This window comes from Saccharopolyspora gloriosae (genome assembly GCF_014203325.1).
GTDB lineage: Bacteria > Actinomycetota > Actinomycetes > Mycobacteriales > Pseudonocardiaceae > Saccharopolyspora_C > Saccharopolyspora_C gloriosae.
This window is the reverse complement of record NZ_JACHIV010000001.1, coordinates 6754483-6774441: the sequence shown is the minus strand read 5'-3', so window position 1 is coordinate 6774441 and position 19959 is coordinate 6754483. Positions and strand designations below refer to the sequence as shown.

The 19959-nt window shown below is 64.0% G+C and carries 23 protein-coding genes and 1 tRNA gene; 14 read left to right on the top strand and 10 right to left on the bottom strand.

Annotated elements, in window-relative coordinates; all coding sequences use genetic code 11:
• Positions 1-50 precede the first annotated feature (50 nt).
• Complete coding sequence (locus BJ969_RS29525; RefSeq protein WP_184484465.1) at positions 51-659, bottom strand: TetR family transcriptional regulator; 609 nt, start codon at positions 657-659, stop codon at positions 51-53.
• 174 nt (positions 660-833) lie between these two features.
• On the opposite strand from BJ969_RS29525, the gene BJ969_RS29520 reads away from it, so the two are divergent.
• A complete protein-coding gene (locus BJ969_RS29520; protein ID WP_184484464.1) occupies positions 834-977 on the top strand; it encodes a hypothetical protein in 144 nt (47 codons plus the stop codon).
• Entirely contained in the window at positions 974-1519 is a 546-nt protein-coding gene (locus BJ969_RS29515) for a hypothetical protein (RefSeq protein WP_184484462.1), read from the top strand. Before BJ969_RS29520 ends, BJ969_RS29515 begins: the two co-directional genes overlap by 4 nt.
• 1040 nt (positions 1520-2559) lie before the next feature.
• Here BJ969_RS29515 and BJ969_RS29510 read toward each other — a convergent pair.
• Positions 2560-3060, bottom strand: a complete 501-nt coding sequence (locus BJ969_RS29510) for a very short patch repair endonuclease (protein WP_343071669.1) — start codon at positions 3058-3060, stop codon at positions 2560-2562.
• Positions 3061-3163: 103 nt separating this feature from the next.
• Between BJ969_RS29510 and BJ969_RS29505 the strand changes: the two genes are divergently transcribed.
• Entirely contained in the window at positions 3164-4420 is a 1257-nt protein-coding gene (locus BJ969_RS29505; RefSeq protein ID WP_184484460.1) for a DNA cytosine methyltransferase, read from the top strand.
• Between the two features lie 68 nt (positions 4421-4488).
• Here the strand turns inward: BJ969_RS29505 and BJ969_RS29500 are convergent, their stop codons facing one another.
• Positions 4489-5202 carry an HNH endonuclease gene (locus tag BJ969_RS29500; protein ID WP_246458560.1) on the bottom strand — a complete coding sequence of 238 codons (714 nt, stop codon included), beginning with the start codon at positions 5200-5202 and terminating at the stop codon, positions 4489-4491.
• A 598-nt stretch (positions 5203-5800) separates the two neighbouring features.
• On the opposite strand from BJ969_RS29500, the gene BJ969_RS29495 reads away from it, so the two are divergent.
• The gene (locus BJ969_RS29495) at positions 5801-7789 is read left to right on the top strand and encodes a hypothetical protein (RefSeq protein WP_184484458.1); all 1989 of its coding nucleotides are present in this window, start codon (positions 5801-5803) and stop codon (positions 7787-7789) included.
• 757 nt (positions 7790-8546) lie between these two features.
• Here the strand turns inward: BJ969_RS29495 and BJ969_RS29490 are convergent.
• The 6 genes from BJ969_RS29490 to BJ969_RS29465 all read right to left on the bottom strand — a co-directional run bounded on the left by BJ969_RS29490 (position 8547) and on the right by BJ969_RS29465 (position 11823).
• Positions 8547-8753 (bottom strand): hypothetical protein, encoded by a 207-nt coding sequence (locus BJ969_RS29490; protein ID WP_184484456.1) that lies wholly within the window; start codon positions 8751-8753, stop codon positions 8547-8549.
• Positions 8754-9101: 348 nt separating this feature from the next.
• Positions 9102-9332, bottom strand: coding sequence for a hypothetical protein (locus tag BJ969_RS29485; RefSeq protein WP_184484454.1), 231 nt, complete (start codon positions 9330-9332; stop codon positions 9102-9104).
• Positions 9329-10177: a phosphoribosylaminoimidazolesuccinocarboxamide synthase gene (locus BJ969_RS29480; protein ID WP_184484452.1), complete on the bottom strand. Its 849-nt coding sequence runs from the start codon at positions 10175-10177 to the stop codon at positions 9329-9331. Before BJ969_RS29480 ends, BJ969_RS29485 begins: the two co-directional genes overlap by 4 nt.
• A 149-nt stretch (positions 10178-10326) precedes the next feature.
• Complete coding sequence (locus tag BJ969_RS29475) at positions 10327-10515, bottom strand: hypothetical protein (RefSeq protein ID WP_184484450.1); 189 nt, start codon at positions 10513-10515, stop codon at positions 10327-10329.
• A gap of 16 nt (positions 10516-10531) precedes the next feature.
• Positions 10532-10993 carry a hypothetical protein gene (locus BJ969_RS29470; RefSeq protein ID WP_184484448.1) on the bottom strand — a complete coding sequence of 154 codons (462 nt, stop codon included), beginning with the start codon at positions 10991-10993 and terminating at the stop codon, positions 10532-10534.
• A gap of 77 nt (positions 10994-11070) precedes the next feature.
• Positions 11071-11823, bottom strand: a complete 753-nt coding sequence (locus tag BJ969_RS29465; RefSeq protein WP_184484446.1) for a GntR family transcriptional regulator — start codon at positions 11821-11823, stop codon at positions 11071-11073.
• A gap of 178 nt (positions 11824-12001) precedes the next feature.
• Between BJ969_RS29465 and BJ969_RS29460 the strand changes: the two genes are divergently transcribed.
• The 9 genes from BJ969_RS29460 (at position 12002) to BJ969_RS29420 (ending at position 18477) form a co-directional block, all read left to right on the top strand.
• On the top strand, positions 12002-12352 hold the full coding sequence (locus BJ969_RS29460; RefSeq protein ID WP_184484444.1) for a hypothetical protein: 351 nt from the start codon (positions 12002-12004) through the stop codon (positions 12350-12352).
• A 327-nt stretch (positions 12353-12679) separates the two neighbouring features.
• Complete coding sequence (locus BJ969_RS29455; protein ID WP_184484442.1) at positions 12680-12934, top strand: hypothetical protein; 255 nt, start codon at positions 12680-12682, stop codon at positions 12932-12934.
• Complete coding sequence (locus tag BJ969_RS29450; protein ID WP_184484440.1) at positions 12934-13113, top strand: hypothetical protein; 180 nt, start codon at positions 12934-12936, stop codon at positions 13111-13113. The genes BJ969_RS29455 and BJ969_RS29450 overlap by 1 nt, the downstream gene beginning before the upstream one ends.
• 163 nt (positions 13114-13276) lie before the next feature.
• Complete coding sequence (locus BJ969_RS29445) at positions 13277-14665, top strand: FtsK/SpoIIIE domain-containing protein (protein ID WP_246457128.1); 1389 nt, start codon at positions 13277-13279, stop codon at positions 14663-14665.
• Between the two features lie 40 nt (positions 14666-14705).
• Positions 14706-14891: a hypothetical protein gene (locus BJ969_RS29440; protein WP_184484436.1), complete on the top strand. Its 186-nt coding sequence runs from the start codon at positions 14706-14708 to the stop codon at positions 14889-14891.
• A 170-nt stretch (positions 14892-15061) separates the two neighbouring features.
• The gene (locus BJ969_RS29435) at positions 15062-15745 is read left to right on the top strand and encodes a hypothetical protein (protein WP_343071668.1); all 684 of its coding nucleotides are present in this window, start codon (positions 15062-15064) and stop codon (positions 15743-15745) included.
• Between the two features lie 111 nt (positions 15746-15856).
• On the top strand, positions 15857-17137 hold the full coding sequence (locus tag BJ969_RS29430) for a replication initiator (RefSeq protein ID WP_184484432.1): 1281 nt from the start codon (positions 15857-15859) through the stop codon (positions 17135-17137).
• 6 nt (positions 17138-17143) lie between these two features.
• The gene (locus BJ969_RS29425; RefSeq protein ID WP_184484430.1) at positions 17144-17323 is read left to right on the top strand and encodes a helix-turn-helix transcriptional regulator; all 180 of its coding nucleotides are present in this window, start codon (positions 17144-17146) and stop codon (positions 17321-17323) included.
• Positions 17324-17397: 74 nt separating this feature from the next.
• The gene (locus BJ969_RS29420; protein WP_343071667.1) at positions 17398-18477 is read left to right on the top strand and encodes a site-specific integrase; all 1080 of its coding nucleotides are present in this window, start codon (positions 17398-17400) and stop codon (positions 18475-18477) included.
• A gap of 67 nt (positions 18478-18544) precedes the next feature.
• Here the strand turns inward: BJ969_RS29420 and BJ969_RS29415 are convergent.
• A tRNA-Lys gene (locus BJ969_RS29415) sits at positions 18545-18620 on the bottom strand.
• Between the two features lie 186 nt (positions 18621-18806).
• On the opposite strand from BJ969_RS29415, the gene dusB reads away from it, so the two are divergent.
• A complete protein-coding gene (gene dusB, locus BJ969_RS29410) occupies positions 18807-19955 on the top strand; it encodes a tRNA dihydrouridine synthase DusB (RefSeq protein ID WP_184486099.1) in 1149 nt (382 codons plus the stop codon).
• Positions 19956-19959: the final 4 nt, after the last annotated feature.

Here is a 19959-nt window from a genome sequence, read left to right as displayed (position 1 = left end):
TTCGCCGGAACCCGCTGCTTCGACTCCGTCGCGCTCTCGGCGGCGACGGTTCAGCCGCCCGTCAACGGGCGGGCGCGGACCCCGGCCAACGCCGTGTCCACCATCGTTTCCGCGTAGGTTTCCCAGGACCCGAACGGGCAATGCTCGAAGGTGACGACGACGGTGGCGGCACCGTGCACCGCGGTCCACAGCACCGTGCTCGTCGCGAGCACGTCACCGCTGAGAGCTCCCCGCGCGACGCATTCCGCCACGTGCTCGGACAGCAGCGCGAACGCCGGGTTCACCGCGTCCGGGCATTCCGGCCGATCGGTGACGGGCCTGTCCCCCAGGAACAGCGCCCGGTAGTGCACCGGGTCCTCGTGGGCGTAGCGCACGAACTCCACCAGCAGCTCGCGCACCCCGTCCACGCCGCCGCGCTCGACCGCCCCTTCGAGGCGGCGCGCGATCACCTCGAAGCCCTGGCGCCCGAGTTCGCGCAGCAGCGCCTGCTTGTCGGCGAAGTACGAGTACAGCGACATCGGCGCGTACCCGAGCCGGGAGGCGAGCTTGCGCATCGTCAACCCCGGCAGGCCCTCCTCGCGGATCAGCCGCTCGGCCTCGTCCAGGATGCCCTGCCGCACCTCACCCCGAACCCGCTCCCGCACCACCCTCGACGCCACACCCCACCCCTTCCTGGTCGACCGCGAACTGCGAAAACGTACATGTACGCCCCACTGTACATGTACGGGCGGAGTCGCGAGGATCTTCGATTCCGCTCCGGCCTGCGCGAAGCCGCACCACCGAAGCGCGCGAAGTGGAAGTCGCGGACGACACCCGAAAGTCGGCCGATCCTCGTGACCTGCGCGCGAAACGCGCTCACCACCGGCAACACGGCGACGAACGGCACGACCGTCGAGCAGAAGATCTACGACCTCGGCACCGAGTGGTCGAACACCGACCTCTCCGACGACGACTGCGGACGGCAGGCTCGCTCGTGATCTACGGCCCCCACCCGGCCCAGCGGTTCGCGCACGTCCCGCAAGGCACCGTCACCGCCATCCGCAGGTGGTCCACCCTGCTCTGGACCATCGCCGTCCTGATGAGCGTCGCGTGCGGCGCCCTGGTCGTGCCGCTCGGATACGCGCTCCCCACGTCCTACAACCCCGTCACGGTCGTGGTCGTAGGCGCCGGGGTGATCGCCGACTTCTTCGCGTTGCTGTCGGCGATCGTGCTCGTCAGCGGACGGCCCTACGTGTCGAGCGGGTACTTGAACACCACTCAAGCACGGCAAGCCCGCCGGGTCATGCTCGTGATGGCCGGGGGGACGATCTTCTCCGGTGGTGTCTCGATATGGCTCATGACCAAGATGATCGCCACGTCGAGCGGATTCGCCCCTCGACCCGAGGTGCACTACACACCGGCCATCCTCGGATACCTGGTGCTGCCGGCCCTGCCGATCGCGCTGACCATCGGCAACGTCGTGGCAGGACGATGGCTGTTCCGGCCATCGCCGTCCCTGCTGCGCAAGCACTCGTCGTGAGGCGCTGATCACCGACCAGCCGTCCGCGCCGACCACACGGTCCCGACGGATCAGCGGAAGCGCGGAACCGGACACTCGGTCGACGGCAACCGCAGTCTCAACACCCGCCAAGTGGCCGACCTGCTCGGGCGCTCCCGGGTGTCGATGACCTACTTCGGGCGAGGCCAGCAGTCCCGCGCGAGCGCCGACGCGCTGGCGTTCGTGGACTCCGACGGGCAATCCGACGAAGTTGGCAACCAATTGGCAACCGGGCTCAGCAACGAGATGCCCAGTGCTCTGACCAGGCGGGATGGTGGGGCGCCTGGGGATCGAACCCAGAACCCACGGATTACCAATCGGCGCTTGTCGACGTCTGACGCTGTCAGTCGACGTTCCCCGCTACCAGGCAGGGTTGCAAACGCACATGCGCACTAAACGCGGCCTTCTCGGGTCCTTTGTCGTTGTTTTGTACGGGTAAGGTGTGGGACTCAGGTCATCTATGGAGCTACCAGCTCCCCTGCCTGCTGCTGAATCCTGCCTCCGGAGGGCGTTCCAGACTGTCGTCTACCTGCGGCGCGGCTGGCCCTTCGTGCGGCAACCAGTCACGATGCCCCGTCGCCTTCGTCATCTGTGGGCCTCAAGTGGCCCCAGACAGCATCTCCGGCGGGACGTTGTCACGCACATTCGTGAGCCCCTGGGAGTGCCTGGACTCCTCGCGGGCGAACCCCGGTGCCGGTTGAGTCATGCTGGCGGCCGATGGCCTGGCTGCCGTGGTGTCGGTCGAAGTCGAACCTGCGATACCGGCTTTAGGAGCAGTCGGCTGTCGTTGTTCGCTAGTGCTCATCAACGTTGCCCAGGAACTGGGTTCTTCGCAAAAGAAAATCGACGCTATTCATGGCCACTTGAGGGTGTTTGTCACTGATTTGTGAGGGAAAAGTGGGGCTTGCGCGAGGTGATCACTTAAGGCGGACGAATGCTGATCAGCAACAAGGCGAGAGCACTGAGGGGGTTAGCAGCAGGCCGGGCACTCCTGGTCCTGCCCTGGTGCAGGCCAGGTTTTGTCAGAGGGGGCCGTTAGATTCGAACCTAAGTTCGTAGGCAAGCTGGATGGCTCGCTCAACTTGCAAGATCGCGTCGTCCAGTGGCTCATGCTCCCAGACCCGGACGACCTGCCAACCGCTGCTGCGCAGTGCCGCGTTCACTCTCTGGTCACGATCAACGTTCCGCTGGAGCTTCGGAGTCCAGTACCACTCATTCGTCGTCGGCTGCCGACCGTGTTGCGGACAGGCGTGCCAGAAGCAGCCGTCAACGAATACAGCGACCTTGCGGGCTGTGAACACGATGTCCGGTCTGACCCGGATGCCTTCCTCGAGCCGCAGCAAGAGGTCTTTGCGATACCGGTAGCCGAGCCCATGCAAGGCTTTGCGTAGGACCATTTCCGGCTTGGTGTTCACCCGCCGGTTCGCCTGCATGTTGCGAGAGCGCCCGGCGTTCAGAGGGGCGGGATACAGGCCTGCGTCGTGGGCTCGCTGCCGAGCCTCGCTGCGGTCGCTACCAGACACGAAGACACCAACCGTAGGGCGGTGACGGGTACCAGCACATGCACGGGGCAAGATACTCCTGACAGGTGTCCGTGGCCGTGCCGAGCCCCTGAGAGGAGTATTGATGTCGGCTTTCGACGTCGTTGAGATTTGTGCCGGTGCGGGCGGCCAGGCTCTCGGCCTGGAAAAAGCAGGCTTTGAACATGCACTTGCGGTTGAGTTGGACAGTAACGCCTGCAACACGCTGCGTGAGAACCGGCCGAGCTGGAAGGTCGCAGAAGGAGACGTAGCAGACATTGAGGTGTGGGACCCCGCTGGATCCAAGGGAGTCTCCCTGCTCGCCGGAGGAGTCCCCTGCCCGCCGTTCACGATCGCGGGCAAACAGCTTGGCTCTACGGACGAGCGCGACCTCTTCGCCTGGGCAGTTGAACAGATGGAGGTCGTCATGCCTCGAGCGCTCCTGCTGGAGAACGTCCGCGGCCTGAGCATGCCCCGTTTTGCCGGCTACCGTCAGCACATCCTCGACCGCCTGACAGAGCTCGGCTACGTCGCCGAATGGAAGCTTCTCCAGGCCTCTGATTTTGGAGTGCCGCAACTTCGGCCTCGTTTCGTCCTCGTCGCGCTTCGCCCAGACGATGCCGCCTACTTTGCATGGCCTGAGCCGCAGGGTGATCCGGGCACCGTGGGCCAGGCTCTGGAGGGCTTGATGGGGACGCATGGCTGGGAGGGCACCGCCAAGTGGGTGCAGCAAGCCAACAAGATCGCTCCCACGATCGTCGGGGGGTCGAAGAAGCACGGAGGCGCCGACCTCGGCCCTACCCGGGCCAAGCGGGCTTGGGCAGAGATGGGCGTCGACGCTCTCGGTATCGCAAACGACGCGCCACACCCCGGGGATAAGTTCGAGGTCGGGCCTAAGATCACCACGGATATGGCCGCTCGCCTGCAGGGATGGCTCCCGTCTCTGGGATTTGACATTGATGAATGGAAAATACCAGCTCGAAAAACGAGCAAGTACCGGCAAATTGCTAATGCCTTCCCGCCGCCAGTCGCCGCCGCGGTCGGGGCAGCGATCATCCGTGCCTTCAGGCACGAAGGCAGCCCAGTCGAGCGGACACCCCTTGAGCACGACCCCATTTATAAAGTGCTCAAATCTGCCAATGATTTTATGACCCAGGGGCAGATAATCCAGGCTGTAGGCGCATCGATCGACGCCTCCGAAATCGAGCGCCGCATCAGCCTTCTCAGTCACGATTTCGACGTAGAAGTCCGCAACGGGGAGGCCGCCACGGCGTATCGTCTTGGACAGTTCCGAGCCTTTACTGGCCAGGACGACCATGCCCGTCATGAACTCTTCCTGAAGCATCGAGCTCGCATTAGCTAGCAAACTAGGAAGCCCGTCGGCCTGCACGGTTTTGAGGATAATCCGTAGCAGGCCGACGGATCAGTCCACTAATCCCGAGGCTTATATTTCTTGTTCGAAGGGTCGCGCCTGGCAACCTCGGCCCGAATGGATCCTTCCGGCCATGGCTCCCAGTGTGAAACCCGGTAAGAGGTGTTTACTCTTCCCGAAATAGGATCCTTCATTCTCTTGCTCTCGATTATCCAGCCTAAAAATCGCAGTTCCCGTAGCCGCTTCTGCCAATCCTCTTGGTACTGCTGCATTGAGGCCACCACGCCAATTAGGCTGGATGGGGCCCACTCTCCACGAAAAGCCTTGAGTAGTTCACCGATTCGTCCGTGCGGTTCAGGATGCATAGACGCTTCTCGGATCTCATTAGCATAGTCGTCGTAAGTCACATAAAACGACTTTTTTCCGGCATTGCATTCGTCGCATAGAGGCTGAAGATTATCGATTTCGTCGTTTCCGCCCCATTCTCGGGGTACTTTGTGGTCAACCTCAAGACGTATACCGTGTTCGAGGGGCCTCCGCCCGCACTGGGCACACCGCTGTGGGGAGAGAACTTCCGCGCGAACACGGCTACTGACGGACTTCCGGGAACCGGCCTTCTTTACAGCCGACCAGCCTGTAAGTACATAGCGATGCTCGCGTCCGTACCGCACTGCCGGTACATCGAAGTGATCCCGCAAGTCACGGACACGACGGTCAGTCTGGGAGTGCGCTTCTCCTGTCTGTTCCGCGGCATATGCTCGGATCTCAAGCATCGTTGGTGGGTCGGATCGCCGCTCGTACAGATAACGGTAGAGCATCCGGTGTGCTTCTGTCGGAAGGATGTCGAGGTCAGGGGAGCCCGGCTCGGGCAATGCTCTATCTGTCACGATCACATGCTGGCCGGCTGGACGATCTTGTTCCCCCACTTCGGCTGAATCGACCGAAGCTGGAGGAGCGGTGTTGATCACTACGGTAGGCCAGCACACCCTCAGGGTCATTGACTCGGCAATGATTTCCTGGCGCGTGCTCGTCTAATGCGGTAGACGACGTCGGGGTTCCTGGCAGTGCTGCAAAAGATGCATCCACGCACCACCTTCCGTACTGGCAGCGTGCTATGATCTTTCACGACGTGATACTGCGTCGCGGCTGGCTGAATCCGGGCGCCGACCCGTGAGGACGTAGCAAGTACCCGTAGTAGCTGTATAAGCAGCTAGAGGTCACGCAAACGCCGCGATAGGCAGTCTAAGCCGTTCGAGCAGATGCGGGCATGATCCGCTGAAAGTTCGAGGCGTGAGCTGGTCGGCGTTAGCTCCCGCGCGAAGTGTTCGCGGGAGAGAGTCTCCTGCGGTTTCTAAACTGAAGGAGTAAACCTTGGCCAGTGACAATAAGCTTCCGGCCGAAGTTGAAGGCGAAGAAACCAGGATGCCGCGCCCGCTTCGGCGCTTGCCTTCCCTGCCTGATCCGGAGCTCATCAGATCTTTGCGTGCGGCGGCCAAGAAGAAGCTCGGAATGGGCGATCGTGCAGCAGGTGCTATGTCCACCCTGTTTGTACATCCAGATCAGATACTGCCTCAGCTAGAGAACACACGCCGGATGAGGATTCCGGGTGGAGACCTCCTGTACATTGAGGGCCTGGTTTGGACGCCACGTCTAATGGCCGACTTCAACAATCCGCGCAACGCTGCTGACTACACCTATCCTGTGGCTGGAAGAACGGTCGAAGAGGGCGACAATATATTCAACACTGCAGTTGAAGCGCAGGCCGCTGAACTTACCTTAACCGTGCCGGGGCGGGATCAGCTTGCCATTGCACTTAACCGGGCGATGGAGAAGACACGCGCCAAGAACAAGCCGTACCCGAAGATCGGGGAACAAGGCATCATGGATGCCCCGTTCGGCGTGATGTCAGTGATCAAATTTGACGATGGTAGCGCTGACCTCGCTGTACCGCACGTGCGGGAAGGTTCGACCCGAGTCAGCTGGGCTCAACAGGAACTCGAGTGTATGCCGGAGGACACGCTCTTTCGGACGCCCTCGAGTGCTAAGCCGATGAAAGACTTCCTCGATGAGATCAACGCGATCGTTGAGCAGCCCGCCAAGGAGATCACGAGTGCTAACCGTGCGCGAGTGCGTTGTGCCACTACGAACTTTATCTTAATCGTCGGATTTGAGCCAGATGAGCCGGGAAGCGTCGATCTCGAAGAAGCGATTAAGGTCAAGGTTGCTCAGGAACACCTGAACGTTAAGGTGGACTGGGCTGAGAATGCCCAGAACGCGGTACTTGCGGATGACTGCCTTAAGGCAGCCTTCCGAGGACGACTTCTGCATAATGAAAACGAATATTCGTGGCTGGCGGGTGGAATTTTCCACAAGGAAGCTGTTGACCGTGGTTTGGCCGAATACCTGGATGACAGGTTCGCGCGACTATTGTGGCTGTTTACGACGAAGGATCCCGCGGTGCATGACGTGATCCGGCAACCGATCGCATTCGTGCTCCGTAGGGAGAAAAAGGGCCGTGTGCAGGTCCGGCAGACTACAAAACTCCCCTTTGCTATCGAGCTAGCGGCTCGTGAGTTCAGGGGTACTTTACGGTATCCAGATACTGCCATGGAGCGCATCATCAAGGTGATGACTAACGGTGGTCCAATCGCAATGAAGGCTCCGTGGCGTTCGACGGGGCGTAGTCTTTCTGCTTTGGTAAAGGCTGCTCAGCATGAGGTCGAAGGCGGAGAAATCGGAGCAGCTTCCACGGAGTTGGCGGTCCGAGCCCTGTACTACGTCGCTGTGCACGATGTGTTGAGGGTTCCGCGTAACGACCTTGGCTCTAGGTCGGATCGGCGCAAGGTCGCTGACGTGCTTGAGGCGATGACACGGACTCCGGCTGGCATCCGTCAGCTCGAGAACATTATTAAGGATGGCCGAGATGGCTCCTGCCCTGTCTTGCGGGACGCCAGCGGAGAGCCCGTCCGAAACGGCGAAGGTAAGCCCGTCTCGTTGACGGACAAGCAGCTTCGCTATGAACTGTTTCCGCGGGATGGTCGCGGGCAGACGGATGACACCAGCGATCCGTTCATGGAAGCTCAACGAGTTGTCTCCAAGGCGTTGCACGCGCTTCAGGATGGCCTCATGGATTTGGAAGCCGTCCTGGACGAAGAGGGCGTCAGCGTGATCCAACAGCAGGGCCTTCCGCGGGTGACAGCGAAAAAGTGGCGAGAGATTATCAGCGAGGCTGGTAAAAAGCTCGAAGATTGGTTCACCATCGGGGTCGAGTACGGTGCTTCAGTTACCGATCCTCCGCCCGTACTGATAGAAGAGACTGTATCTGAAGATAGTGACGAATCTGGTGTTGAACGGCGTTAAAAGTGAGGGCGGAGCAGATAGGATGGCTCGTCGAATTGAATTTTCTGCAGATTGCCGGGCTGGGATTGTTGGCGATTGACACTGATTGGCAAACCCTCACATTATCGACGGCAATAGCAAAAGAAAGTGGCCATTGATGATGGGCTCCATGTGTCATTTGACGTTGTTTTACGCGGTAAAGTGTTGATTGATCTTGAATCCCTCGGTTCGCTACCCTTGGGCGTGTCTCGCACATGGCCGGGGGTTTTGCCTTTCTGCAAGGAAGGAGCTTCCTGTCCTCACCCCGTCGACCTGGCGTCAGCCCAATCAGGACGTGTCATGGGGGCAACCTGCGACGCCGACCGGACCTGCGATGCCAGGCTTGCCCCCATGACGCGGCCTGATAGCCCTTGGGGAGGTCGATGGGGTGAGGACAGGAACCAGCCACGACCGAACCGCAGCCCGCGCGCCCTGCCCCCTCACCCTGTGGGCCTGCCCGTCCGGCGAGGACATTCCTTCTTCTCTGCGGCCCCTCCGTGGTTTCCGGCCGCCTGCTTTCCTTCCGCGCCCGGACACCGGACGCCGGGACCGGCGCCAGCCGCACGCCCGGCGTCCGGCTTGGCCGGGCGCACCAGACAGCAGGCAGGCGGCCCCGGAGGGGCCGCCCTTGAAGGAGAGAAGAAACTCTGAACACGGGTGCTGCGAAGCACAGGCTCCCGTTCGAAGATCGAGTGACGCCCCCTGGCGCGACCACCTGATGCCGCGCCAGGGCACCGGTCTACCGTCGCGCGTGCACCACTGCGATCCAGACGAGCACAATCAACGTTCCGCACAGCCAGACCTGCGTTCGAACATCTGCCTGCGCCTGGGTGATGGCAACGCACGTCACCAAGCCACACATCACGATCGCGAGCGCGATGATCTTGTTTACATCCATCCGCGTCGCGAACAGACGGTCCAAAGCCGCCTTAAACATGCCGAACATGAAGCCTTCCCTTACGACTGGGAAGCTCCGACTTGGTCCACATATACTCTGGCCTGCAACAACACCCCTGCTTCGAGGCCCGTGCAACGTTTGAAACCTTTGCTGTATAGTTGGACCTGTCAGTCTCCGTTGCCGCGGAGACTGACAGTAGGAGCTTCGACTCTGAAAAAGTGTTCTCGGCACACGCTCATCAGATGTTGAGCGTGTGCCGAGTTTTCGTGCTTGCGAGTGACACTCTAGCGCATGCTGGTGACGGTCTGTCATCGGGGTGACGTTCAGTTGATCTTATTCATCTTGCCTGCAAGAACGCCTCGCACCGGATCGGTGCGAGGCGTTCAGCGTTGTGGGTCAGTCCCCGTGGACCCGAGCGTTGTAGTTCGTGTGGCCGTTCAGGTCCAAGCTTTTCTCAGGGGACAGCGTCGGGGTGACGCCGAGGCTGGACAGGAGCTTGCGGGCTGCCTGGATGCGTTCGGCCTCGCGGTCCTCGGCCGGGTGGGGCGTCACGCCGCGCTCCTGGAGGAGTTCGGCGACGTCGTTGACGAGCTTGGCGGCTGGGTAGGTGTCCCATGGTTCGGTCATGACTGGCTCCCGGGGGTCCATGTTTCGCCGGTGATGCGTTCGTACAGGTTGGTGTAGCGCTGCCGGGTGGCCTCGACGATGTCCGCCGGAACCTCCGGGCCGGGCGGGGTGCGGTCCCACTCCAGCGTGCTGGACCAGTCGCGGACGAACTGCTTGTCGAAGGCGAACTGGGGGCCGCCGGGCTTCCACTGGTCGGCGGGCCAGAACCGGGAGGAGTCCGACGTCAGCACCTCGTCTCCGAGCGTCAGAGTGCCGTCCGCGTCGCGGCCGAACTCGAACTTCGTGTCGGCGATGATGATGCCCTTCTGCTCCGCACGCGCCGCGCCCCGCTGGTAGATCTCGATCGTGAGATCGCGGAGCCGTTCGGCGGTCTCGCGGCCGGCCTGGTTCACCACGTCGTCGAAGGTGATGAACTCGTCGTGGCCGGTGTCGGAGATCTTCGTGGTCGGCGTGAAGATCGGCTCGGGCAGCTTGCTGCCCTCGACCAGACCGGCGGGCAACGGGACGCCGGAGACGGTTCCGTACTTCTGGTACTCGCGGAGGCCGAGCCCGGCCAGGTAGCCGCGAGCGATGCACTCGACCTGGATCATCTCCAGCGGCTTGCAGCGCAGCGCGTTCCGGCCGAACTCCGCGGGGACGTCGGTGGTGGAGATGACGTGGTTCGGGACGACGTCGCCGAGTTCGCGGAACCACCAGGCGGAGAGCTGGGTCAGCAGAGCGCCCTTGTCGGGGATCGCCGTGGGCAGCGTCACGTCATAGACAGAGACCCGGTCGGACGCGACCAAGATGATGTCGCCGTCCAGTTCGTAAAGGTCCCTGACCTTACCGGCGTGAATGTGCTTCATTGAATTCCTCGACTGCTCTCATCGCGGGCACCTCGGCGGCTCTGACCTGCGCATCCTACTACACGGGCTTGTCGCCATCGTGCGCGCTGATGGGCTACCCGAATTAAGAGCGAGGGATACTTCAGAAGCAGAAAGAAGAATTAGAGAAATCAGAGTTCTTGCAAACCTTCGAGCACCGCGCGTAGCAGCTCCGGAGTCGGCTCCGCCCACTCTCCGCCCAGTGCGGCCGGACGCTGCGGTTCTCGGAGCGGAACCGGCTCGGCAAGGTCGCTACTGAGATCGCCGGTCCAAACCGTCATGTAGCCGATGATGCGTTTGCTCTGGCTGTGCCTGCCCATGACGTGCCGCCTCCGGTCAATCGTGCGGCTCTTCGACGACATGAGGAACCTCCGCCCGCTCTCGCATCATCTTCGCCAGGTCGTCCAAGGTCGTCGCCAACTCGGCGTACTCAGTCTTCCCACATCGCCCCTGGTTGATGTGGTCGGCAGCGTCATCGAGCAACCACTGAGCCTTCCGCAAGATGACGGCTACGGGCTTCTCATCAGGAGCACGAACCGGCATCGGATCGTCTGCCGGACTTTCGATGGCGGCCGTGAACGCTAGGAGACACTGCACGCAGGGCGCGCACGGTGTCGCTTGACCGGCTTCGGGGCACTCCCCCGGCTTTGCAGTGATCTCGACCAGGTGGCCGGGGAATTCACGCCTGCACCATGAAGTCCAGGCGGCGGACTCCTCCGCCTCACCGAATGCGCAGTGCACAACCCGGTGGGACTGCGACACGATTCCCGCACGATACTGAAAATAGGTCGTATCCAAGACAAACTCCCCCCGGCGGCACCATTACTGGTGTCGCTGGCTAGCTGATTCGATTGTTCAGCGGATTGGTTCGACTACTATTCGCCGTCTTCGATGCTGTACTCGTAGAAAATCCAGTGATCCGGCTGTGCCGTCGACTCGCCGTACTCGATCACCGCGCCGTTGCCGTCGATGAACCTGTTCCGGCTCAGCAGGACCGGGGAACCCTCCGGAACCCCGAGTTCTCCCGCGTCGTCGGCGGAAGCGGTGCCTGCGGCGTGCTCGACGTAGGTCGCGACGATCCCCCGGCCGGTCTGCTCCTCGACGTACTGCGTCGTGCCCTGGACGATGCGGCCGGTCGTCAGCAGCAACGGGGCCAGGGCCGCGAGATCACCCGCGAACCACGAAACCGATGTGGAGATCGGGCTGTGGTCCTCGCGGTAGGTAGTCCGCTGACGGCGGATGGCCGGCGCGCCTTCCTCGATCCCCAATGCATCAGCGGCCCGCTTCGTGGCCGAGACGAGTTGCGCTGACCGGATCTTGGCGTAGTGACCGGGCGGGTAGATCTTGCCGGTTCGGTTGATCGAGACGGTCCGGTCACGCGCGGACTGATGCGCCTGCCCCTCGGTGTGCACGACGGTGCCGACACCCTTGACGCCTCGCACCAGCCCGCTCGTCCGGAGCGTGCTCAGAGCCTTCGTCGCCGTAGCCAGGCTGACGTCCCACTCCCGCGCGATCTGGCGAGCCGACGGGATCATGTCGCCGTCCTTCAGCTCACCGCTGGTGATGCGGTCCCGGATGTGCCGGACCACCTGAAGGTAAGGCGGCTCGGCGCGGTCGATCGTCGGCACTTCAGCTCCTAGCTAGAGGATCGCGGTGTTCTAGGACAGCACCCTACTCGCGGCATCTTCCCTGGTACAAGCCCTATTGATGCTGTACCAGAACACCAGTTGACGGTGTACTAGAACACCTGTATGTTGATTGATGTCAGGCAGTCGAAAGCCCCGAAGACGGGGCTTGGAGGTCAAAGTGCGGAACATCCCGGTGAACTTGCAGGGCTACAAGTTGATGGTGACGGAGTCTCCGGCGTTGAAGATGCGGGAGAACGACAACGGCGTCGAAGAGGTGGTCACGGACCGGTCTGGGGTTCAGCACTTCGTGGTGTCGCTGTTCGCGAAGAAGCGCCCGCAGGAAGGCCAGTTCGCGGAGAAGGGCGAGGAGATCAAGGTGACCCTCACCGCAGACCCCGGTGACGGGTTCGAAGAGGGCACGTACGTGCAGTTGATCGATGCGACGGTGTCGCCGTGGCAGACCGAGCGCAACGGCCGCTACGCCTCCGGGCTCGCCTACCGCGCGGCAGGACTGACCCCGCAGATCTGATCTCCGCCCGTACGGGCGTGACGGTCCTTATCTAAAGCAATTCCTCAAGCCGTTTTCGTGGGCTGCTTGTTCTTTGACGAATTCCATAGTGGGCCGATCTATGCCTTTTTCCGGCACGAAATGTGTGTGCCGGTAGGGCTTTGTTGGTCCCCGAGTCTGCTGGTGTTGCTGGTGGCTCGGGGGTCTTCATGGCCTTGTCCATGCTGAGAGGACCAGATGATGCGGGTTCGTTCTGATCGGGATTTCTGGTTTCACGGTTCCGGCTGCGTGGGTGGCCGGCGGCATCTCGTCGACGACGGCGAGTGAGAAGGAAAGGGGTGGTTCTTCGTGGCTATTGAGCAGGCTCTCAAGCGGGTGGGGCCGGCGTCGGCGGCGGTGACACGTCTGGAGGTGTTGGCGCGGTTCGTGGATGAGCTGGACCAGGACTTGGGCCGGGTGGCGTTCCTGGAAGACGACATCGTCGACGCCCGCCGGTTCGCCGATATCGAGGACCAGGCGCAGCAGGCGCAGGTGGCGTTGACCCGGTTGCGGGATGCGTTGGCTGCACACGGCGGGGCCGTGGTGGCGAAGGGATACAAGTGATGACACGGGGCGAGAGCGTGTACGGGACGGTGCGGCGGATCGATTCCTCGATGGCCGCGATGAACCGAGTCCTGCGCAAATTCGGAACACCGAAAGAAGTCGCATCCGAACTGAAGGCGGTGAAAACCGCGGTCGGTGAGGTCATCGCACAGTTGGAGATGGCCGAACGGCGCAGCTAGACCAGCAGAACAGAACACATCGGCACCAGGGTGCCGGATTCCACATCGGAGTCCGGCACCCCATTTTCTTTTCCGGGGAGCACACATGACGGACACACGGGTAGCGGTGGGAACGACTCCGGCACGGGCTGCGGGGAAGTGGGTGGCACGGCATCCGCGTTCGATGACGAGCACGGTCGTGCTGGGTGCGTCGGTGGTGTGGCTGGGTTACCTGGTGGTGCTCAGTGCCGCCGGTATCGCGGTGGTGGCCGGTGCGTCCTGGTGCTTGTTGGATCGTCCGACGTTCGACCGGTTCGCGGGCCGGTTGTTGCGGGCGTGGTGGAGACGGTGGGCGGTCTACCAGCGCCAGTGGTTCGACCTCGCGTATCGAGCCGGGCTCGTCGTGACCGATCACCGGGGCCGTTCGTGGGCGCCGAAGGTGTTGCGGGTGTCGTCTTCGTGGTGCTGGGACCACGTGCGCATTCGGATGGTCAAGACCCAGGAACCCGGCGACTTCGAAGCCGTACTCGAACGCCTCGCCAACGCCTACCGGGCACGCCGTGCCACGGTGCGCACGCTGAAGCCGGGTGTGATCAGCCTGGATTTCCAGCGTCGCGAGCCGTTCGATGAGATGCCCGTCCCGCTGCCTGCGTTGCCGGAGTCGGTGGAGTCGGTGGATCTGGCCCGCCTGGTGATCGGGCGGACCGAGTACGGCCGAGACTTCGCCCTCGACCTCCTACGGGGTCTGCACATCCTGTTGGCCGGGGCCACCGGTTCGGGGAAGGGCTCCTGGTTGTGGGGCTTGATCCGGCAGCTTGCGCCGTTGATTCGGGCGGGGTCGGTGCGGTTGTGGGTGATCGACCCGAAGGGCGGGATGGAGTTCGGGGCGGGGCGGGAGATGTTCCACCGCTTCGCCGACAGCGACGAAACCGGCCTGGAACTCATGCGCGAGTACGTCACGACCTTGGACGCCCGGAAGGAAGACCTCGGCCGCCAAGGCGTGCGCACGGCTACGGCGTCGGCTGAGACGCCGATGGATGTGCTGATCGTGGACGAGCTGGCCGCGATGACCCAGTACTGCACCCGCGACATTGCCCGGGAGTTCGAACCACTGCTGGGCAAGGCCCTGACCCAGTACCGGGCCGTGCTCGGTCGGGTTGTGGGGGCGGTGCAGGAGCCGCACAAGGACAACGTGCCGATGCGGGGCCTGTTCCCCACCAAGATCGCCCTGCGACTCGATGAGGCCTCGTACGTCGACATGACCTTGGGCGAAGGCGTCCGTGACCGCGGGGCTCTGGCGGATCAGATTCCGGAGATCATGCCCGGCGTCGGCTACGTCAAACACGACGGCCGCCGCGAACCCCTCCGCGTGCGGGCCGCATTCACCAGCGACGACGACATCGCCGCCCTCGTCGCCTACTGCGTCGGCGCCAGCGTCACCCCGATCCGGCGTACTGAGCAGCCCGCGACACCGCCGCGCCCTCGACGTAGTGCCATCGCGGAGATCACCGAAGCCGACATCGAACAGATCGACTCCTTCGACGGCGACGACGAAGACCACGACGCCGCCTAGCCGGAAGTTCCTTTTCCCTTGCTGTGATTGGAGATTCGCCATGTTCCACGTGCATTTGACCCTCGGCTCGTTAGCCGCGCTCGCCCTGACCGGGCTGCTGGCCGTGGGCCTGGTGGCCCTCGTCTGGGCGCTGGCCGGTCCGGCTGCCGGGCTCCTGGTGCTGCTCGTGCTCGCGCTGATCGTGCAGGGCGTCAAAGCCCTGATCACCACCACAACCGAGGAATAGGAAAGGGGGCGGGTATGTGGCCGTTCCGCAAGAACTCTGATCGGGGGTCGGGGCGGACTCGGCGGGTGGAGCGGCTGGGCGAACGCATCGCCGAGTCCAAACGACTCCGCCCCCTGTCACTCGACCCCGACCTGATCGCCGTCGCGATGGAACGCACCCGGCGCCGGACCGTGGCCGGGCTGTGGTTCTTCCTCGCCCTCGGGCTCTCGTTCACCACCACCGGAGTCCAAGCCTTCCTCGCTGGTGACGCGGGTACGGGTGATCCGGTGTGGTGGGCGGCCTGGACGGTGGAACCGATGTTCGCGGGGCTGCTGATCCTGCTGCTCAACTTCGAAGCCGTGATCCTCGCCCACGGGGTCGAGCCCGGTCACCACTGGTGGACACGGATCAAACGGGTCCTACTCGGCACGACGCTGTTCATGAACGTGATCCCGCAACTCGACCCGGCCCGGTTCCAGCTCGGGTCGCTGGCGGTGCACCTGATCATTCCGGTGGTCGTCTACGGCCTGGCCGAGGTGATCCCGGTGATTCAGGCCCGGTCACGGCAAGTCGTGATGCAGGGCTACGCCGACGCAGCAGAGCATGACTCACCTGCGGAAACCAAGAAAGTAGTCCCGCAGCCGGCCCCGGCTCCGGCCACGCCGGAAGCACCCACGCCGACGCCTCCGGCAGTTCCGGCTGAGCCGGTGAAACGGGGTCCGCGTCTGCCCGCGCACGTCGTCGACGCGCTCAAGCGCGCCCGCGACCAAGCGGCCGAAGACGGCCGGGGTTTCGCGCCGGCGGACGTGCAACAGGTGGTGAAGGTCCCGGACGCGATGGCCACCGCCATCCATGCCGACCTCATCACCACCTGACCGGAAACCGTTGGCACAACTGAATAAGCACAACCCCCCGAAGGCGGAGCACTGCCACCGAACGACACCGGTGGTGCTCCGCCTTCGTCATGTTCGAAAGGGACTCACCTGATGGTGCGTACTGACCGGGCGGTCGTGGACCGCTACCAACGACGACTCCAGTCCACCGATTACGGCCGCTGGCGTGAGCAGGTCGAAGCCACCGGCGGATGCACCCACCCCGTCCGCATGACCGGCGCCTGGACCGTCACCGACAACAACACCAGCCAGGTCCTCGCCCACAAAGGCGGGCACGTGATGGTGCCGTGCGGGAACCGCCGCGAGAGCGTCTGTGCCGCCTGCTCCGACCGGTACGCCGCCGACGCCTTCCACCTCCTCCGCGCGGGCCTGTCCGGCGGAACCAAAGGCGTCCCCGAGCACGTCACCGAGCGGCCTCGGGTGTTCCTCACCTTGACCGCTCCGTCGTTCGGGCCGGTCCGCGATGACGGGCAGCCGAGGTTTCCGACTCGGTACGACTACACGGGGCATGTCCTGTTCAACGCGCACGCCGGGCAGCTCTGGCACCGGTTCGTCATCGCACTACGCCGCCACCTCGCGAAGGCGGCCGGAATCCGGGTCCGGGACTTCGCCGACCACGCCCGGCTCTCCTACGCCAAAGTCGCCGAATACCAGCGACGCGGCGCCATCCACTTCCACGCCGTGATCCGCCTCGACGGACCCGGCGGCGCCTCGGACCAGGCACCAGCTTGGGCGACTCCGGATCTGCTGGCCGATGCCATTCATTCGGCGCACGCGCAGGTTCAGATCACGACACCGGAGATCGACGGTCAGGTGCGTGAACTTGCGTGGGGCAGGCAGATCGACGTCCGCACGATCAAACCCGCCAACGCCCCGGACTTCGAAGACGGCGACGGCGAGATCACCGACGACCGCCTCTCCTCCTACGTCGCCAAGTACGCCACCAAGGGCACCGGGAAGTCCGAGGCGGCCGACCGGCCGATCCGCTCCGACGCGCACATCGAACAGTTGCGGATCAACGAGCACTACAAGCAGCTCATGCGCACCGCCTGGGCACTCGGCGACCGCCCGGAGCTGGATCACCTCAACCTGCGGCGCTGGTGCCACATGCTCGCCTTCCGCGGCCACTTCCTCAGCAAGTCCAAGGCGTTCTCCACGACGTTCAAGCAGATCCGCGGCGATCGCCAACGCTTCCGGCTTGAAGCCGCGCTGGACGAACTCGGCGTCACCGAAGACACCGTGACCGTGGTCAACCACTGGGACATGACCTCAGTCGGACACCGCACCCCAGAGGAACGCGACATCGCCGAAGGCATCGCCCAACGACGACGCGACACCCGCAAACACCACCACACCACCGAACGAAAGGACTGAACAGCCATGCAGAAGCTCTGGGGACCGCAGGACGTCGCCGACTACTTCGGCGTCCCGGTCGGCACCGTCTACCAATGGCGCACCCGAGGCACAGGCCCCACCGGCAAGCGGGTCGGCAAGCACGTCCGCTACAGGCCCGAAGACGTCGAAGCCTGGTTCGACGCACAGCCAGAGGGGGTGATCTGATGCCACGTCCTCCCCTGCCCATCGGATCTCACGGAAAGATCCGGACGTACGAAACCGGTGCGGGCTGGCGTGCCATGACCAAGTACCGGGACTTCGACGGTGTGACCCGTCCTGTGGAGCGTTCCGGGAAGACGAAGGCGGCGGCTGAGCGGGAACTCAAGCAGGCGCTGACCAGTCGGACCACCTCACAGGGTGGCTCGATCAGCCCCAACACCAAGTTCCGGGACGTCGCCGAGCAATGGTTCGTGTCCATCCTGGCCGCCGTCGACCACGGGACCCGCTCACCTACGACGGCGGACGTCTACCGCAGTCACCTTGACCGCCACGTGCTTCCCGCGCTCGCGGAACTCCGCGTTCGGGAGGTGACGGTGCCGCGCGTCGACGCCTTCTTGGTCACGCTTCGCCAGAACACGGGCACGGCTACCGCGAAGACCGCTCGAACGATCGTCTCCAACGTGTTGGGCCTGGCCGTCCGGCATGGCGCTTTGGGCGCCAACCCCACCCGCGAGACGACACGCATCGAGGGTGGCCGGCGGAAGACTCCGCGTGCGCTGACCTTGGAGGAACGTCAGCTTTGGCTGGCGCAGCTCGAAGCGGATGAGGTCGCTTCTCGGAAGGACCTGCCGGATCTTTCCCGCTTCATGCTCGCCACCGGCGTCCGCATCGGTGAGGCGCTGGCCGCGTGCTGGCCCGATCTCGACCTGACGGCCGGAACGGTCGCGGTGAACTTCACCGTGGCCCGGCGGAAGGGGAAGGGGCTCATCCGCAAGTCCACCAAAACCAGCGCGGGGGAACGGACGCTGCCGCTGCCCTCGTGGGCCGTCGACATGCTCCGGCGACGCTACTACCTCGCTGAGGACAAAGACGGGCCGATCTTCCCGGACAGCATCGGCGGACTCCGCGACCCGTCGAACACTCTTCGCGATCTCCGCAACGCTCGCGGCAGCGAAGGATTCGCCTGGGTGACTTCGCACGTGTTCCGGAAGACTGCGGCGACCATCCTGGACGAAGCGGGGTTGACGCCACGGCTCGTGGCCGACCAGCTCGGCCACTCCCGGCCGTCGCTCACACAGGACGTCTACATGGCTCGGAAGACGGTCAGCCGGGACGCTGCGACCGCGCTCGAAGCCGCCTTCGCTAAAGAGTCAAACTAGTTTCGTGTGGGTTCTGTGTGGATGCGATCTTGATCCGAGAACCGAACGACGCTCTGACCAGGCGGGATGGTGGGGCGCCTGGGGATCGAACCCAGAACCCACGGATTAAAAGTCCGTTGCTCTGCCAGTTGAGCTAACGCCCCGCAGGGGCAGCCTACAAGGGCGTGGTCATCTCGTGTGACGGTGGGCCGAAGTCGGTGAGCGCGGTGTTCGCAGGGCAGCGGCACCGCGCTGAGGGGCGCGATGATCGACTGCGCGGGGCGCGAACCGGGAATGCGAGGGCGACTTCGGCGTCAGGGACAATGGTCCGCGTGACCGTGCTCGATTCGATGGTGCCGACCGCTGAACACCCGCCTCGGGATGGGCTGCGGATCGGGCCGTACGCCGTGGATCCGCCGGTGGTGCTCGCTCCGATGGCCGGGATCACGAACGTGGCGTTCCGCAGGTTGTGCCGGGAGTACGGCGCGGGGCTCTACGTCTGCGAGATGATCACGAGCCGGGCGCTGGTGGAGCGGCATCCGCAGACCATGCAGATGATCACGTTCGACGCCGATGAGCGGCCGCGTTCGATGCAGCTCTACGGCGTCGACCCGGTGACCATGGGGCAGGCCGTGCGGATGATCGTGGACGAGGACCTCGCCGATCACGTCGACATGAACTTCGGCTGCCCCGTCCCGAAGGTCACCCGCAAGGGCGGGGGCTCCGCGCTGCCGTACAAGCGGCGGCTGTTCGAGGACATCGTCACCGCCGCCGTGCGGGCCGCCGAACCCGCGGGCGTCCCGGTGACCGTGAAGTTCCGCATCGGCATCGACGACGACCACCTCACCTACCTCGACGCGGGGCGGATCGCCGAGCAGGCCGGTGCCTCGGCCGTGGCGCTGCACGCGCGCACCGCCGCGCAGCGCTACTCCGGCACCGCCGACTGGTCCACGATCACCCGGCTCAAGGAGACCGTTCGCGGCATCCCGGTGCTGGGCAACGGCGACATCTTCAGCGCCGACGACGCGCTGCGGATGATGGCCGAGACCGGTTGCGACGGCGTCGTCGTCGGGCGGGGCTGCCTCGGGCGGCCCTGGCTGTTCCGCGACCTGCAGGCCGCGTTCGCGGGGCGGGAGGTCCCGCCCGGACCGGACCTCGGCGAGGTCCGGCGGGTGCTGCGCAGGCACGGCGAGCTGCTCAGCGAGCACATGGGCGAGCAGAAGGGCGTGCGGGACCTGCGCAAGCACATGGCGCAGTACCTGCGCGGCTTCCCCATCGGATCCGACCTGCGGAAGCGGTTCGGGCTCGTGTCCAGCCTCGCCGAACTCGACGACCTGCTGGCTGGGCTCGACCCGGACGTGCCGTTCCCCGAGGACGCCGAAGGTCCGCGCGGGCGGCAGGGCTCCGCTGGGAAAGTCGTGCTGCCGGAAGGCTGGCTCGACGACCCCGAGGACAGGTGCGTCCCGTCGGGCGCCGAGATCGATCACAGCGGCGGCTGACCGG